The 14,632-nt window shown below is 45.5% G+C and carries 19 protein-coding genes; 10 read left to right on the top strand and 9 right to left on the bottom strand.

Features of this window, described 5'->3' with window-relative positions; translation table 11 throughout:
* Nucleotides 1-101 precede the first annotated feature (101 nt).
* The 3 genes from C1S74_RS26000 (at nt 102) to C1S74_RS25990 (ending at nt 1,547) form a co-directional block, all read left to right on the top strand.
* Entirely contained in the window at nt 102-500 is a 399-nt protein-coding gene (locus C1S74_RS26000) for an OsmC family protein (protein WP_005530136.1), read from the top strand.
* A gap of 110 nt (nt 501-610) precedes the next feature.
* The gene (locus C1S74_RS25995) at nt 611-1,165 is read left to right on the top strand and encodes a sugar O-acetyltransferase (protein WP_045398838.1); all 555 of its coding nucleotides are present in this window, start codon (nt 611-613) and stop codon (nt 1,163-1,165) included.
* 148 nt (nt 1,166-1,313) lie between these two features.
* A complete protein-coding gene (locus tag C1S74_RS25990; RefSeq protein WP_038868564.1) occupies nt 1,314-1,547 on the top strand; it encodes a hypothetical protein in 234 nt (77 codons plus the stop codon).
* Between the two features lie 73 nt (nt 1,548-1,620).
* Here C1S74_RS25990 and C1S74_RS25985 read toward each other — a convergent pair whose 3' ends face one another.
* Nucleotides 1,621-1,803 carry a hypothetical protein gene (locus tag C1S74_RS25985; RefSeq protein ID WP_009705084.1) on the bottom strand — a complete coding sequence of 61 codons (183 nt, stop codon included), beginning with the start codon at nt 1,801-1,803 and terminating at the stop codon, nt 1,621-1,623.
* A 199-nt stretch (nt 1,804-2,002) separates the two neighbouring features.
* Here C1S74_RS25985 and C1S74_RS25980 point away from each other — a divergent pair, with 199 nt between their 5' ends.
* Together C1S74_RS25980 and C1S74_RS25975 are read left to right on the top strand one after the other, a co-directional pair.
* Entirely contained in the window at nt 2,003-2,620 is a 618-nt protein-coding gene (locus C1S74_RS25980; protein ID WP_231578796.1) for a TetR/AcrR family transcriptional regulator, read from the top strand.
* A 23-nt stretch (nt 2,621-2,643) separates the two neighbouring features.
* Entirely contained in the window at nt 2,644-2,961 is a 318-nt protein-coding gene (locus C1S74_RS25975) for a DnaJ family domain-containing protein (protein ID WP_009696887.1), read from the top strand.
* A 43-nt stretch (nt 2,962-3,004) separates the two neighbouring features.
* Here C1S74_RS25975 and C1S74_RS25970 read toward each other — a convergent pair whose 3' ends face one another.
* Complete coding sequence (locus C1S74_RS25970) at nt 3,005-3,913, bottom strand: LysR family transcriptional regulator (RefSeq protein ID WP_045398835.1); 909 nt, start codon at nt 3,911-3,913, stop codon at nt 3,005-3,007.
* Between the two features lie 149 nt (nt 3,914-4,062).
* Here C1S74_RS25970 and yjjG point away from each other — a divergent pair, with 149 nt between their 5' ends.
* Nucleotides 4,063-4,737 (top strand): pyrimidine 5'-nucleotidase, encoded by a 675-nt coding sequence (yjjG, locus tag C1S74_RS25965; RefSeq protein WP_041054186.1) that lies wholly within the window; start codon nt 4,063-4,065, stop codon nt 4,735-4,737.
* Nucleotides 4,738-4,822: 85 nt separating this feature from the next.
* Here the strand turns inward: yjjG and C1S74_RS25960 are convergent, their stop codons facing one another.
* Nucleotides 4,823-5,314 (bottom strand): hypothetical protein, encoded by a 492-nt coding sequence (locus C1S74_RS25960; RefSeq protein ID WP_005442324.1) that lies wholly within the window; start codon nt 5,312-5,314, stop codon nt 4,823-4,825.
* A 259-nt stretch (nt 5,315-5,573) separates the two neighbouring features.
* Here C1S74_RS25960 and C1S74_RS25955 point away from each other — a divergent pair, with 259 nt between their 5' ends.
* Nucleotides 5,574-6,113, top strand: coding sequence for an NUDIX domain-containing protein (locus C1S74_RS25955; protein WP_045398833.1), 540 nt, complete (start codon nt 5,574-5,576; stop codon nt 6,111-6,113).
* A gap of 120 nt (nt 6,114-6,233) precedes the next feature.
* Here the strand turns inward: C1S74_RS25955 and C1S74_RS25950 are convergent, their stop codons facing one another.
* From C1S74_RS25950 to C1S74_RS25940, 3 genes are read right to left on the bottom strand one after another with little or no spacing between them, the layout of a single operon-like run.
* On the bottom strand, nt 6,234-6,647 hold the full coding sequence (locus C1S74_RS25950; RefSeq protein WP_045398832.1) for a DUF6559 family protein: 414 nt from the start codon (nt 6,645-6,647) through the stop codon (nt 6,234-6,236).
* Between the two features lie 35 nt (nt 6,648-6,682).
* Nucleotides 6,683-7,003, bottom strand: a complete 321-nt coding sequence (locus C1S74_RS25945) for a DUF4377 domain-containing protein (protein ID WP_045398830.1) — start codon at nt 7,001-7,003, stop codon at nt 6,683-6,685.
* Nucleotides 7,004-7,021: 18 nt separating this feature from the next.
* On the bottom strand, nt 7,022-7,360 hold the full coding sequence (locus C1S74_RS25940) for a hypothetical protein (protein WP_045398829.1): 339 nt from the start codon (nt 7,358-7,360) through the stop codon (nt 7,022-7,024).
* Between the two features lie 182 nt (nt 7,361-7,542).
* Here C1S74_RS25940 and C1S74_RS25935 point away from each other — a divergent pair, with 182 nt between their 5' ends.
* Nucleotides 7,543-8,046 carry a hypothetical protein gene (locus C1S74_RS25935; protein WP_045398828.1) on the top strand — a complete coding sequence of 168 codons (504 nt, stop codon included), beginning with the start codon at nt 7,543-7,545 and terminating at the stop codon, nt 8,044-8,046.
* Here the strand turns inward: C1S74_RS25935 and C1S74_RS25930 are convergent.
* Entirely contained in the window at nt 8,043-8,894 is an 852-nt protein-coding gene (locus C1S74_RS25930) for a DUF3626 domain-containing protein (RefSeq protein WP_045398827.1), read from the bottom strand. The two genes, C1S74_RS25935 and C1S74_RS25930, sit on opposite strands and share 4 nt — an antisense overlap.
* A 127-nt stretch (nt 8,895-9,021) precedes the next feature.
* Entirely contained in the window at nt 9,022-10,278 is a 1,257-nt protein-coding gene (locus C1S74_RS25925; RefSeq protein ID WP_045398826.1) for an SGNH/GDSL hydrolase family protein, read from the bottom strand.
* 437 nt (nt 10,279-10,715) lie between these two features.
* Between C1S74_RS25925 and C1S74_RS25920 the strand changes: the two genes are divergently transcribed.
* Nucleotides 10,716-13,091: a S8 family serine peptidase gene (locus C1S74_RS25920; RefSeq protein ID WP_045398824.1), complete on the top strand. Its 2,376-nt coding sequence runs from the start codon at nt 10,716-10,718 to the stop codon at nt 13,089-13,091.
* Nucleotides 13,092-13,100: 9 nt separating this feature from the next.
* Nucleotides 13,101-13,463, top strand: a complete 363-nt coding sequence (locus tag C1S74_RS25915; protein WP_045398823.1) for an ATPase — start codon at nt 13,101-13,103, stop codon at nt 13,461-13,463.
* An 85-nt stretch (nt 13,464-13,548) separates the two neighbouring features.
* Here the strand turns inward: C1S74_RS25915 and phnX are convergent, their stop codons facing one another.
* Nucleotides 13,549-14,364 carry a phosphonoacetaldehyde hydrolase gene (gene phnX / locus C1S74_RS25910; RefSeq protein WP_045398821.1) on the bottom strand — a complete coding sequence of 272 codons (816 nt, stop codon included), beginning with the start codon at nt 14,362-14,364 and terminating at the stop codon, nt 13,549-13,551.
* Nucleotides 14,365-14,632 lie beyond the last annotated feature (268 nt).

Here is a 14,632-nt window from a genome sequence, read left to right as displayed (position 1 = left end):
ATTCTTTTCCCTTTTGCACAAGGGGGCTACAGTAACGGCAAGAAACAAGCGCTCATGGGTGGAAGGTTGCCGATGGGGCACAAGCAATAATGAGGTAAACCATGCAAGCAGAAGTAAAATGGGTCGAAGACTTTAAATTCCTAGGTCAGTCTCAATCTGGTCACTCAGTCGTGATGGATGGTAACGGCGGTGCAACCGCACCAAGTCCAATGGAGATGGTATTGATGGCTGCTGGTGGTTGCAGCTCTGTAGACGTTGTTGATGGTTTAAAAACAGCAGGCCAAAAAGTGGCTTCTGTGAATGCGAAGCTAACCACGGAGCGCCGCGAAACGGCACCACGCATCTTCACTCAAGTGAACATTCATTTTGAAGTTTCTGGCGAAGCGCTCGACCCAGAAATCGTGGCGAAAGTCGCGGCGGACTCATTAGAAAAATATTGCTCAGTATGTCTAATGCTGGGCGAAGGTGTTGAGATGACCCACAGTTGGGAAATCGTGTAATCCACGTCATTACATTCACAAAATAGGAAAGAGAAAAGCCAATGCTTTTCTCTTTTTTTATGCCGCTTTTTGCGTAATCTAGTTAGGTCAAAAGTTGTAGGAACTACCCAATGACCGAACTAGAGAAAATGATGTCTGGCCAAGTATTTGATGGTGCAGATAAAGAAATCGATGCGATACGCTCTCACGCAACGCATGCGTTAATGGCCTTCAATACCAATACCGACGAATCTCAACGTGACGCTTTGCAAAATAATCTGTTTGGCAAAGTAGGGAGAAGCATCATTCAAGCACCATTCCATTGTGAATTTGGAAAGACGATTGAAGTCGGTGAAGAGACCTTCATTAATATGAACGTCGTGATGTTGGACGGGGCTAAAATTACCATTGGTAGTCATGTGCTTATCGGCCCTAGTGTGCAACTTTACACGGCATCGCATTCGTTGGATTACCGTAGCCGACTTAAGTGGGAAACGTTTTGTAAGCCAATCATAATTGAAGATAGTGTCTGGATTGGTGGCAACTCGGTGATCAACCAAGGCGTGACCATTGGTGCTCGCTCAGTCATTGCCGCTAACTCAGTGGTAAACAGCGATGTTCCACCAGATTGTCTATATGGCGGTACGCCTGCCAAATTGATTCGTCGCTTAAACGAGGACGAGTAATCACACATACCCACGGCGCTTATTCTCATAATCAATAAGCGCTTGTTTACATATCGGTTTCATTAATTTATAAATTTCATGTGCTTATATCGAAAGCTATGACGTTTTTAACAAGAATGAATTCACCAGAGCGAGTTCAGGAGCTGATATGTCAAATAAGACAGAAGTTGTTATGTGTCCTTCGTGTGGTGTGGAAACGCATCATGTCGTGGTGTTAGTCAGAAAGAAAAGTGCTTTTGAGGGAGATAAGAATCGCAGTAAGAAGGAATTCATTTCTGGTTTTCTAAAAAGCACAGTGTTTGGTGCTTTCCTTGCGTCTATGGATGACTTCTCTCGTCATCTAATCTGCGAAAACTGCGGTAACAAGATCATTCAAGATTGATCGTGATAGTCCACCCACCAATCAAACAAAAATGAGCTCCAATTTGAGCTCATTTTTTATCGATATCTGTTACTTAAGAATGGAAGATCACTTGCTCGTCTTCCGTCATTACAAGCGTCGCTTTGTTTTGCTCAATAAGCTGTGCGGCATAAGAAGGCGTCACGGCTTGCATCTCGCCTTTTGCTTTTAGCGTCAGTGATTCCCACGCTTGGTCACGATATTTACCCGCTTGGGTGTATTGAATCAGTACTTTCATAGCTTCACACTCCGGTGTGGTTGACGTGCTACTTAAGTTAGCGCTCCTATGATGGTTGCGCACCTGTTAAAAATGAAACATTAGATTAACCAAATAAGACGATATGCCATTTTGAATAAATCGCAGTATTGACAGGTTAAGTTAATGGTATTAACTTAACTGCATTAACTTAATGGTGTTAACTATTTATTTTGAGACAATGATGAGCGAAAAAAGCAGCAAAGGGCGTCCTGCACAAATTTCTAGAAAAGAAGTGGTTGAGTGTGCCTTAAACCTAGGGCTAGAAAATGTAAGCATGCATGCACTTGGCAAACAATTGGGGGTTAGCGCGACGGCACTGTACCGACATGTTGGCTCTAAAGATGCGTTGGTCGATTTATGTTGTGACTATGTACTAGGGAAAGTCGCATTGCCGCAAGAGAAAGACTGGGAAGCATACCTTTACACGTTTGCGAAAAACTTCAGACAAGCACTTATGTCTATTCCAGGTTCGGTCGCGTTTATTCGCCATAGTCAAAGTTTCACGCCCGCTTCAAGCATCATCGTCAACGATGTTTTAGGTATCTTCAGAGAGGCCAAATTTGAAGCAGAAGTTGGTTTTATGGCGTTTGCGAGTGTTTATACGCGAGTGACGGACATTGTTGAGCATCAAGAACAAGCTGCACGTAATGAACCGCAATCTTTTCCTGAATTGGACGTCGAGCAACTGCCTCATTTTGCGTGGTTAATGAGTCAAGCTAAGCCCGTGGACTATGACAAGTACTTCGATGATGGTATTCGAATCACGATCGAAGGTCTCAAAGCCGTTTATAAATAGAACGCATTACTCGAGAGGTGAATATGTCGTCATACATTGATAACGCGATCGGTGGTTGGATTCGCAATGCTGAAAAAACAGGTGAGCTGAAAGACAACCCTTACAGAGGCAAAAAGCTCGACCTTGAAGACTATTTTAAAACACCCGCTGAGCACCGAATGGGTATGAAGATTCTTAAAGACGCAAACTGCTTACCGCCAGCGGTGCAAATGATGCAGCTTATTGAGAAGAAGCAGAAAGAATTCGAAAGCTCAGAAGATCCTGAAACTAAAGAAGTGCTGAGAAAGGAAATTATGGCGCTAAAGTTGAAGAAAGATCTTCTGATTGAGGCCAATAACTGATCTCAGCAAAACATGTGTATTCGTCAGTGGGTATTCAAATCGATCAATAGCGATCCCAATACGGTGTATCAGTGCCAAGCTTTTCGCTGATGAAGTCGATGAACACACGTACTTTCAATGGCATGTGTTTGCGCTCTGGAAACACCGCATAGATGGCATGCTCAGGGAGGGAGAAGTCTTCCATCAGTGGTTTTAAGTTACCGGCTGCAAAGTCTTTGGCGGCGATAAAAGTCGGTAATTGGGCGATGCCAGACCCTCTTAATAGCAACTGGCGAATCGCTTCACTGTTGTTGACCACAAAGTTGCCCTTCGGTAGTACCTTGTATTCGTTGCCGCTGTTGATGAACATCCATTCCACCCCGCCTCGGAAATACGAATAACGCAAACAGTTGTGTGTCACCAAATCGCTTGGTTTAGTTGGTACGCCAAACTCTTCTAAGTATTCGGGAGAGGCACACAGCACGCTTTTACACGGAGCAAGGCGTTTCGCGACAAGGTTAGAAGTCGCAAGTTCGCCGATGCGAATCCCCAAATCAAAGCCTTGTTCGACCAAATCCACCATGGCATCTTCTAGCTGTAAATCGACCTCAATTTTCGGGTAACGTGCAAGAAATTCTCTGATAAGTGGCGCAACGTGCAAAACACCGAAAGACATGGGTGCAGTGATTTTGAGCCGACCTTGCGGTGAACCTTGCAACTCAGAAACGGCATCGACACCTTGTTGAGCAAGATTCACTGCTTGTGAAGCGTACTCGAAGTATCGACGTCCAGCTTCGGTTAGGCTGAGCTTTCTTGTGGTGCGATTAATCAAGCGAATGCCGAGGTCATCTTCGAGTTGATTAATGCGTTTACTGATCGCCGATTTAGTCAGGTTTAACTGCTTGGCGGCAAGGGAAAAGCTGCCGCATTCGACGACAGCGACAAATACTGGCAGTGACGCAATGGCATTCACGGCGTGCTCCTAGGTTATTGGGGGTATCTATTATTAATTTTATTGTCGAGAAAAACGATACAATCATTTTCCAATTATAGAGATTATCTTCAAGAAGAAAACAATTAGACTATGCGGCAGAAAACGACCTGGATATTGGAAGGAAGAAAATGAAATACGATTGGATCTTGTTTGACGCTGACGAAACCTTGTTTCACTTTGATGCCTTCAAAGGTTTGCAGCTGATGTTTTCTCGCAAAGGCGTAGATTTCACCGAGCAAGATTTTGCCCACTACCAAACGGTCAACAAGCCACTTTGGGTAGATTACCAAGATGGCAAAGTGACGGCAGATGAGCTTAAGCACAAACGCTTTACGGAGTGGGCAGAAAAGCTCAATACCACAACAGCGGATCTCAACAGCGCATTCCTAGAAGCGATGGCAGACATCTGCACGTTGCTGCCGGGTGCGAAAGAGTTGATGGAAGCGCTACAAGGTAAAGCCAAAATGGGCATCATCACCAATGGTTTTACTGAGCTACAAGCGATTCGCCTAGAACGTACAGGTATGAGCGATTACTTCGAGCACGTGGTGATTTCTGAGCAAGTTGGTATTGCTAAGCCGGATCTGGGTATCTTTGAATACGCGATGACGCAAATGGGCAACCCATGTAAGACGCGCGTATTGATGGTGGGTGACAACCTGCATTCTGATATCTTGGGTGGTAACAACTTTGGCATTGAAACGTGTTGGTTGAACACCACAGGTGCAAGTGTGGATGAGCGTATTGCACCAAGCTACACGGTGGAATCGTTGAACGAACTTAAGAACATCCTTGTGGCTTAAGCGAACGAATAAACGAACAAAGCGCTGAGAAATCAGCGCTTTTTTGTTTTTATCGATGCTGTTTTTTATTCATCGAGCTTGCTTATTAGCTAGCGTTGTTTTCAGCCAATTCACGTTGTGCTTGTTGTTCTTTCTCACCAAGTTTGAAGTAAATTTTACCGACGATGACTTCTGAAATCAGAATGGTAAACACCACCGCAAAGAAGGCGACGACACCGTTCCAAGGGCCACTAAAGTCAACCTTGTCACCGAACAGAATGTTAATGGCTTCTAGCATCACGAACTTCGAACCGACCAAGATAACGTAAGTCGAGATACCACGGTAAATCTTAGGTGCCGTACCCGGCTTCGATTTAAAATACTCTGCAATTTTGTGTTCCGCTTTGATAGACAGCTTCAATAGCAACTGAAGCAACAATGCCGCGGCGAAAGAAATCGTAAATGAATCAATGGTTACGAAATCCCAATATTCGTCATAGAAGTTCAGTACCGTAAGGTCTACCAATACCGCCAAGGTATAACCAACAAACAGACGTTGTGGAGTGTTGAAACCGTAGACTTTATCCGATGCGCTCATAAGAACCCTCAATCAATAATGAACAAGTTTGCAAAGCCATGCCTTGCGTCGATGGGTTAACTATATGAGTTCCTCGAATTGAAAACTTGCCATTTCGCGCCATCGAAATCATTACGATGAATGATTGTTTTGATGCGATATATTGAATGCCAATAAGCGCGTTGAATTTGAAAACCGTCTACAAACTGACACGCAAACAGCGTTAGAATGGCTTTTAATCCAATAACTAATTTCGAAGAATCAAGCAGTAAGGACTCTCATGGCAGACATCAAGCAGCTCGACAGCAAAGTGGTGTATCAAAACAAATGGATGACGGTACGTGAAGATAAAATTCAACGTCCTAGCGGAGCCGAAGGTATTTACGGTGTGGTCGACAAGCCAGACTGTGCGGCGATTCTGGCTATCGATAACGGCGTGATTCACTTAGTACAGCAGTTTCGTTACACCGTAGGGCAACGTTGTTGGGAAATCCCACAAGGTGCCTGGGAATCAAATCCAGATGCGGATCATCTTGAGCTAGCAAAAGGTGAGCTTCGAGAAGAGACGGGCATGCAAGCCAATAAGATGGAGTACGTTGGTGCGCAGTTCATCGCTTATGGGTTCTTAAACCAGACTTGCCATGTGTATTTCGCGAGTGAGTTGGCTGAAGTGGGCAATCAGCTAGACAGTGAAGAAGAAGACTTGATCACACGCTCGTTCTCAGTTGAAGCGTTCGAGCAAATGATGATAGATGGTGATATCAAAGACTGCGTCACCATCGCCGCTTATGGTTTAGCGAAATTGAAAGGCTTGGTGTAAACAAAAGGAAGCTTTTTAGTTATCCAAGGTGATAAGCTAAAAGGCTCGCGATGAGCCTTTTCGTGGTTAATATTGAGATGAGTTAGCGCCGCTTTTATTGCCAAAGGTGCTGGCGTTATGCTATTCACCGCCGCCGCCATCCCCACCGCTATCTCCTCCATCAGCATCGAAATCATCCGAATCGGTGGCGGGCTGTTGTTTGTGGCTGTCTTGAATCTCCGCGTAAGTTAGCAACGCACTGACGCTCACCAGATCCGTCGCTTGATCAAACAAAGCAAGCGAGACCTCTGATTGAAACTCAGCATGTTCCCCTAACTCTTGGCTTAGGCCCATCGGCACGTAATCGGCTTGGTTAATAAACATGCCGTATGCGATCAGGGTAAAGGCATCATCTGTCTTACCATTCTCTTTAAGCGCCCAATCGATCTCTTCCTTCGAGTAATCTGGTTTCTCACCATACTTGAGCGCTAATTTTGGCGTGATGTTCTTTGCGACCTCGCGAATTTGGCGGTTTCGTTTCCAATTTCCAAACATAAAACTTCCTTTTCTATGGGCGGTTAAAATGACGGTTATCGCTTCTCTAATACTTCAATCAGCTCATATCGATACAAGCTCGCATCGGCAGGTGCATTCTCTGGGGTAAATCGCTGAGTGCGTTTGATTTTTAAGGTGTACTCGGAACCTGATTCAAATTCAAAACCGTCGATTTGGTCATAGAAGTAGTTACCATCGACCACCATGCATTTCATTGGCCCGACACCCACACAATCCACCAATTCTGAACCGACATTGACGGTCATGATTTTTGCGGTGTCATCGGACTCGTGCTGAGCACAGCTAAATAGCGCTGCTGCCATCATAGGCAACACAACATAGCGTTTTAGATTCATTCTTTGCTCCTTAAAGGGTTACCAAATCATCATAGCAACATTGACGAAAAGTGATGGTAAACCCGCGATAAAAAAGATAAACCCAAGCTGATAGTTTTTGCTTGTGTCTGTCTCTAAATGCTGACGGTCGACCATTGAGTGCACTTTATACGTGAATTCATCATCGAGGAGCGAATGGCGAGAATACATACCGCCCTCCCAAGTCATTTTTGCTAATACCCAGATGACGACGAGGACAAAAAACAAAAAGTCACTCAATTGGGTAGATTGAAATTGAGGCACAAAGTGAGAAAGTCCAAATACGATCACTGCCGCGACCGCATTTATCAGTACGACTATTTGTAATAATCTAAGCAAACTGATCCCTTGTTATTATTGTTTTATGAAGCAATACATTGACATGATTTATAAAATCTGTCGCTTTGTATTCTTGTTTTAGAGGGTGTAAATCACAAGCAAAAACGATTAAAAAGATGACCTTGAACTTTGCGTTAAGGTCTTTATAGTATTCCATTCACATATCTTGGCGGAGCAGTAACGTGAAATTATTGGCAGATAAAACGGGCGAGCAATTTTTGCAAATTTTAGATGAGCAAGCTGACGCGTTAACGGTGCAATTTATCTCCAACGAAGGCGAGCCAAAAGGACAACCATTCAAAGACTCTCTCAAAGGGTTGAAGCTAGCTGGGTGGTCTCATCGCACGACGTCCACTGCGATTGGTTTATCGCGTTTTAAAAAGGGTCATCTTGAAGATGCGCATGTAAGTTTTGCACTGCATCGTTTGTACCCTTTGGGACGCAAAGTAAAACTGCCAAGCGGCGAGATTGTGCAAATCGCCAGTTACGCCAATACCCACGCAGATGGCTATTACATGTTTGTTCGCCGTGATGATGAGCAAGAGTTGGTGCGTATGAAAATGTCACCAGATTGGCTATTAATGCCATCAGAGAAGCTACTTGCTCTGCCGTATTATCCGCGTCCTCGTACTCAACAAGAGCTTAATGTGATCGATGATTTCGACAAATGGGCTGGTGGCTTTTAATCGCCAGCCTGTCGATAATCAAATCCAAATCGCGCTAAGTAATGCCAGACTTTTTTCAAGTCTTGCTCGTCAAACGCTTTTACTTTTACCGCTTCACCAATAATACGTGGTGTTAGAATGCCATTTTTCGCAACCTGATTCGCGACATCTAAAATAGCTTGTCCTCGATAGTCTGGATAAAGGTTGATGTCTTCTATTGAGGCACAAAAACCACTGTGCCAACGAATTTCAACTGGTAATTCACGAGCGTAATCTTCTACCTCTGTGCCTTTAAATGAAGGGTCGAGCACCAAGGCTTGAATATCTTCCTCCAAGCGCAAGTCACCGTGGATTTGAGTTTCGATATAGGCGTCCAACATGTCAGGCGCTTGTGCGTTTAACTCATCCAACAAGGGTTGAACGCGTTCAATGGTGGCGAAGTGCTCTGGCTCGAAGAAGCTATCTGGGTAACAGAATGTCGCTCGCTTGCTGATCTCTGGTTTCAATAAGAAGTAGCTCGAACCAAATCTTGGTGAAGCGCCAACTTCTGAGCCTGAGAAGTTTAATGCGCCATATTTTGGGCGTTGATTTGGTTGGCTATTGTCGTAAACACCATCAAACACGCGTTGCTCCCAACGCCAACGATCTCCACCTTCGTAAGCCGTCAGTCCGCCATTGCTTGTACCGGTTTCAAATTGGGATTTGAGCTTGCCATCTTGGGCTATTGCCTTAAGCAAAGGCTCGCCTCTTGAGGTGGTTCGATCTGGATGAAAGTTGATGGTCACTACGAAAGGATGTGATTGCGGCGCTCCTGCGGATTTCGAGCGAATCACATCAAGAGCGCGTTGAGTAAATGGATGATCGAGCACGACATTGACCTCTGATTTTTCTTTCAACTTACCGAGTTCAGCCTGCTAATTCAATCTCAGACTATGAATGTAAAGAGAGATTTAGAGGACAGAACCTCTCAAATGTTGAGAGGTTCTAATAGACCGCTTAGAAAGGGTGGTTTGATAGCTGATCACTGCTTTCTAACATCTTCTCTGCTACGTAGCGATGCGTGGCCGTGGTTGGGTGAGTCACATCCCAGAATACAAACTTGTCTGAGCCCGAAGAGGCACACTCAGAACGTAGCGAATGTTTGTACAAGTAGTCTGCTGCCGATGAGCGATTGATGTCTTGGCAGGCTTGGCTTGCATTTACAAACCCATGTTGCTCAGGGTTTGCTGTTAGGCCTTCAAACAGTGCATGAGTATCGTGCAATGTGATGTTTAAACCTTGCGCTGAGTAGTAATCAGCTTGTGCTTTGATAAATTCGTTCATCTCAAGAATTTTTGCTCGAATCGTGGCGATCTCTTCTTGAGTGGAATACTTAAACTGAGGCGCATACGTGGCATCGGGTAGCGTCATCAGGAGAAAGTTTTCTGCGCCTGCATCCGTCAGCTTGATCAAAGCTTCAGCGTAGTCTGATTTTACCTCTGGAACGCTGCGGTTATAGTTCATAAAATCATTCAAACCGAATTCAAGGGTAAATAAGGTATTGGCTGCTTTATAGTTTTTTGCCAGTTTTACGTACGCCAAGTAAGAGGAAACTTGCTCACCAACTCCCGTCAGAGCGATGTATTGATTTTCACCCGCAGCACCACCCACAGCCCAGTTGTACAATGGCAATTTCTTTGCTTGAGCGATGTACTCTGTCCACACAAACCCGTTGGAGAAGTGCCCTAAGAACCAGCTATTTGGATTCGGGAAGCGCCATTGTGATGCGTTAAAGATGTTGCCCGTGTCCGACAAGCTATCACCCAACGCGACCACTTTGTTGATCTGATCTGGCTGCATTACAGGATCGTTACTCCAGATCGAATGATTGTATGACCAACGATTATCAGCGGCAAAGAAAGTGATATCGGCGTTTTCATTCGCTAGATCGAGCGTTTCTTCACAACGTTGTTTGATAACATTTTGTGGCGTATCGGTATAGAACATGTTTTTGAATGAGAGTGCGTTCCACCAATAACCGTTAATAGTGAAGTAGCTGCCATCTGGGTTTTCTGCCCATTCCCAATCAGTTGCTGGATCATCGTGTGAATAACTAGTTCGATACCAGCAGCGAACGTATGTGTAAGTTTGCTTGTCTTGTGTGCTTCTTACTTGTGAAGCACTGATTATCTCCGGAGACAGTGTTGATTCGGCAGCGTGAGCAAGATTGAGTGGTAGTAATAATGCACTAAGTAACGTAATGGTTTTGTTCATGATTCACTCTCTATAATGATTATCGTCATGATTTAGATGAGAAGTTATCTCATCAACTCTCCTCATTCTGGGTAAATACGCTATTCAGTCAAATATCTAATTATTCAAATTGTCAATTTTGGTACCGCAATCGTATTTCAATAGATTTGGTAAATAGAATAATTTTATAAAATCTAGAATAATTACTCACTAACATTAATTTAACATGCACTTTTATTGTTAATAAGTAATTGCTTTATAAGTAAATTGGTTGATTCTAAATGTTCACTATTTCTGTTTATTAAATGATCTTTTATTAACAATTATGTATTCATAAAATGAATTATTTGGATTTTTTAACAAATAACCTATAGCTGAATAACTCATGTTAATGAGGTTTGAATGACTTTTCATGAGTAAAAAGTGAATAAAAATCAGCTCAACAAGGAATAGAGCAAATGCATCACACAACAACTAAATTAAATGGCTTGTTTTCATTGTCTGCCGTTGCAGTAGCACTGACATTTTCGATGTCAGCGCATGCGGCTCCTCTAACGGGGTTCGACGAATCTAACTTGCCGACCAAATACATCGTCAAATTTAAAGAAGATACGTCCAGTCCCTCAGCATTGGGTGGGAACTCATTCTGGGGGCCACGCATCGCGCAAGAGTCGGTATTAGATCAGCTCAAAGCGCTTAAAGTGGAAAAGCTAGGAAACCGCGCGATCTACAGCGTGGAGATGGAAGACTCGGAGTTGGGGCAATTACGTAACCGCAGCGATGTGGAATACGTTGAAATTGACCCACCGCGTTATCTGTTAAGTGAGACTATCCCTTGGGGCTATGAGGCGGTGAACGCTCAGCTTCTGGATGACTCAAATGCAGGTAATCGCACCGTGTGTATCATTGACTCGGGTTACGATCTGGCGCACAACGATCTGAGTGGTAACCGAGTGTCGGGTACAAACGACAGCGGTACTGGTTCTTGGAGTGTTCCGGGGAATAACAACGCTCACGGTACACACGTAGCAGGTACGATTGCCGCGATTGCCAACACGGAAGGCATCAAAGGTGTTATGCCAAACCAAAACGTGAATTTGCACATCGTTAAGGTGTTCAATGAAGCGGGTTGGGGTTATTCATCCAGCTTGGTGAAAGCGGTACAAACTTGTGCTGACAACGGCGCGAACGTAGTCAACATGAGCCTTGGTGGTAGCCAATCGAGTGTGACGGAGAAAAACGCATTGCAAACCATTTATGACCAAGGTGTGCTGCTGATTGCCGCTGCGGGTAACGATGGTAACACTGCGCACAGCTACCCAGCATCTTACGATTCAGTAATGTCAGTTGCGGCGGTGGATGATAAGCGTGATCACGCGGCGTTCTCTCAAGCGACAGACCAAGTTGAAATCGCAGGTCCGGGCGTAGCAATTCTGTCTACGGTGACAGTGGGCGAGGGTAAGCTTTCAGACATTCGCTTGAACGGTGCCAGCCAGTTTGAGCGTGGCATTGTTCCTCATAACCGTTTGATCCAATCTGGCGGCAGTTACGGTCCTGATCCGGTTGCAGGTTCTATCACGGCGACACTAGCAAGCTGTGACGTATCCGGTAGCAGCTTCAGCTGTGGCGATATGTCGGGCAAGATCTGTTTGACTGAGCGTGTAGGTAACCAATCATCAGGCAACTACCCAGAAATCGATGCAGTTCAAGCATGTTACAACGCAGGCGCAAGTGCGGCGATTGTGTACAGTAACTCCGAGCTACCGGGCTTGCAGAATCCTTTCCTTGTCGATCAGAACAACGCGGCGCGTATTGTGTCGGTGACGGTTGATCGTGCCTTCGGTCAGGAGCTGTTGGGCTATGTTGGTCAAGACATCACTGTATCGACCACCAAGGGTGAAGACTACGAGTACTACAACGGTACTTCGATGGCGACGCCGCACGTAACCGGTGTTGCAGGTCTAGTGTGGAGCTACCATCCAACTTGTACTGCAGCGCAAGTACGTAATGCACTGATCAAGACAGCAACGGACATCGACGTAACGGGTCGTGATAACCGCACTGGTCATGGCCTTGTGAATGCTGAAGCAGCGAAACAATACCTAGACGCAGGCTGTAATGGTCAAGATGGCGGTGGTTCTGGCAACGACAACGTTCTCGAAAGTGGTGTGGCGAAAACGCAGCTTTCTGGCGGCAGCAAATCAAGCACAGTATTTGTGTTTGACGTCCCTGCAGATGCAACGCAAGCGACATTCAACATGAGTGGTGGCTCTGGTGATTCTGATCTTTACGTGCGCTTTAACGGCACACCAAGCACCAGCACTTACGACTGTCGTTCATGGGCGGGCGGTAATGGCGAAAGCTGTAGCTTGAACGTATCTGGCGCAGGGCAATATGAAGTATTAGTTTACGGCTACAGCGCGTACTCTGGTGTTTCTCTTGTGGCAGCGCATAACGGCTCGGGCGACTCATCAGGTGGCGGTTCTGCTCCTTCTAGCTACACCAACTCGAATGCAGTAGCGATTCCTGACAACAGCTCTGCGGGTATCGTAAGCCCATTGGATGTGGCTCGCTCTGGTGATGCAGGCTCAGTGACTATCGACTTGGATATCACTCACACCTACATTGGCGATCTTCGTGTCACGCTAACGTCACCTGACGGTGGTCAAGTAGTACTGCACGACAATGCGGGTGGTGGTGCGAACGACATTAAAACCAGTTTCCAAGCGGATTTCTCTGGTTTTGAATCACAAGGCACATGGGAACTTAAAGCGGTGGACAATGCCAGAAGAGACACAGGCACCATCAACAGTTGGACTCTGACCTTTCAATAAGGAGTGACTATGAAGAAGTTGACCTTACTTTCTTTGTCTGCGGTAGGCGCTACCGCACTATTGGCAATCGGACTTAGCTCAAGCAGCTTGGCAAACAATCAAGGATTTCCTCTCGTGGATGAACGCCAAGATCAAGCCGAGCAGCAACCTGCGCGTTACTTTGTTAAGTATCATGAAGGAAAAGAGAGCGAAGTGAGAGCGCTTCTTCGTCAGCACAACATTGAAGTGGTCGACGCTCTGGTGAAACAACACGTGTTGGTTGTGGTGGGTGAACAGGCGGAAGTCGAGAAGCTCGCCGATCACGATGCGGTCGAATACACCGAGCAAGAGCCGACAAGAAAGCTGCTATCTAACGGAAGTACGCTTCAATAAGCCAAACCTCCATAAGATAGTGCCAAAAAGAAAAACGCCCCTCACGTAAGGGGCGTTTGTTTCATTTATTGGTGGAAGATGAAGACTAAGGACGCTCACCTGCCGCTAGGCGACATTCGATATCTGCAACCACTTCAGGGAAGTCAGCAATGGTGTCAATGAGGTAGTGCGGCGAGCTCTTGAGCAATTTTGCACGGGCTTTTTCACGAGCGGCATTAAGCGTTGCTTCATCCGCAGTTTGGTACTCTTTAAACGTCAGACCGGCTTCGTTACCAGAAAGCAGCAGACCAACGGTCCACATACCGGCGTTGTGACCTTCATCAATGCCCGGTGCGGCGTCATCCACTTTGATACACGCGTTAACGTCGGTTACATTCAGCTCAATCACGTTCTTCAGTGCCATAAATGGTGCAGGGCGACCACCTTGAGGCAGGTCATCCGTTGCTACTACGTAATCTGGTTTGTAGCCGTAATCCGCTGCCACTGGAATCAATACGTCCATCACTTCGCGAGGGTAACCAGAACAAGAACCGATCTTGATGCCTTTGTCTTTCAGACCGTTCACAACTTCAATCGCATTTAAGATAGGCTCTGCATGATCAGCCACTTTTGCTTTTTGCAGAGGCATAAATGCTGCGTAGATAGCGTCAATGTCTTCGCTAGTCATTGAGCGACCAAACTTCTCATTCCAGCGTTTATCAACAGCAGGAATACGACCCACAGCTTGGATGTGATCCCACTTACCAAGCCCCATTGGTTCACGCGCTTCTTCAAGGTCGATATTAAAATCAAAGCCTTGCTTGAACGCCTCTACAAAGATACTGGTTGGCGCAAAAGAGCCGAAATCGACGATAGTACCAGCCCAGTCAAAGATCACTGCTTGAATTGGTGAGTTGCTCATGTTCAATCCTTTTTCTTGCTTGCCAGAGCGCTTGCCTTCACGTTGGAACCGCGCTCTGGATAAATTGGTTTTGTTGAGGTCTATTGACTCTAGGTTTTGTTGACCTTTTGCGGTTAAATTTTGTTCGAGATAAAAGCGTTTTAATCGCGGCGAGAGGTTTGTAGCCTAGTCATTCTAAGCACAACACCTCACAACAAAGAGTAAAACGCTTTTAGCCGAACCCTTCGGGCAGCGTTTGTGGTTCCTTTCTTCTGCGTTATCGGCTTAT

The organism is Vibrio hyugaensis (genome assembly GCF_002906655.1).
GTDB classification, from domain to species: Bacteria; Pseudomonadota; Gammaproteobacteria; order Enterobacterales; family Vibrionaceae; genus Vibrio; species Vibrio hyugaensis.
The sequence above is the reverse complement of the archived record's forward strand: the minus strand, read 5'-3'. Positions and strand labels throughout refer to the sequence as shown.

Coding starts and splice junctions, on each gene's coding strand:
- C1S74_RS26000 (WP_005530136.1), top strand. CDS start 102: ATGCAAGCAGAAGTAAAATGGGTCGAAGACTTTAAATTCCTAGGTCAG.
- yjjG (WP_041054186.1), top strand. CDS start 4,063: ATGAAATACGATTGGATCTTGTTTGACGCTGACGAAACCTTGTTTCAC.
- C1S74_RS25975 (WP_009696887.1), top strand. CDS start 2,644: ATGTCGTCATACATTGATAACGCGATCGGTGGTTGGATTCGCAATGCT.
- C1S74_RS25980 (WP_231578796.1), top strand. CDS start 2,003: ATGATGAGCGAAAAAAGCAGCAAAGGGCGTCCTGCACAAATTTCTAGA.
- C1S74_RS25920 (WP_045398824.1), top strand. CDS start 10,716: ATGCATCACACAACAACTAAATTAAATGGCTTGTTTTCATTGTCTGCC.
- C1S74_RS25945 (WP_045398830.1), bottom strand. CDS start 7,003: ATGAATCTAAAACGCTATGTTGTGTTGCCTATGATGGCAGCAGCGCTA.
- C1S74_RS25915 (WP_045398823.1), top strand. CDS start 13,101: ATGAAGAAGTTGACCTTACTTTCTTTGTCTGCGGTAGGCGCTACCGCA.
- C1S74_RS25985 (WP_009705084.1), bottom strand. CDS start 1,803: ATGAAAGTACTGATTCAATACACCCAAGCGGGTAAATATCGTGACCAA.
- C1S74_RS25950 (WP_045398832.1), bottom strand. CDS start 6,647: ATGTTTGGAAATTGGAAACGAAACCGCCAAATTCGCGAGGTCGCAAAG.
- phnX (WP_045398821.1), bottom strand. CDS start 14,364: ATGAGCAACTCACCAATTCAAGCAGTGATCTTTGACTGGGCTGGTACT.
- C1S74_RS25995 (WP_045398838.1), top strand. CDS start 611: ATGACCGAACTAGAGAAAATGATGTCTGGCCAAGTATTTGATGGTGCA.
- C1S74_RS25955 (WP_045398833.1), top strand. CDS start 5,574: ATGGCAGACATCAAGCAGCTCGACAGCAAAGTGGTGTATCAAAACAAA.
- C1S74_RS25960 (WP_005442324.1), bottom strand. CDS start 5,314: ATGAGCGCATCGGATAAAGTCTACGGTTTCAACACTCCACAACGTCTG.
- C1S74_RS25990 (WP_038868564.1), top strand. CDS start 1,314: ATGTCAAATAAGACAGAAGTTGTTATGTGTCCTTCGTGTGGTGTGGAA.
- C1S74_RS25925 (WP_045398826.1), bottom strand. CDS start 10,278: ATGAACAAAACCATTACGTTACTTAGTGCATTATTACTACCACTCAAT.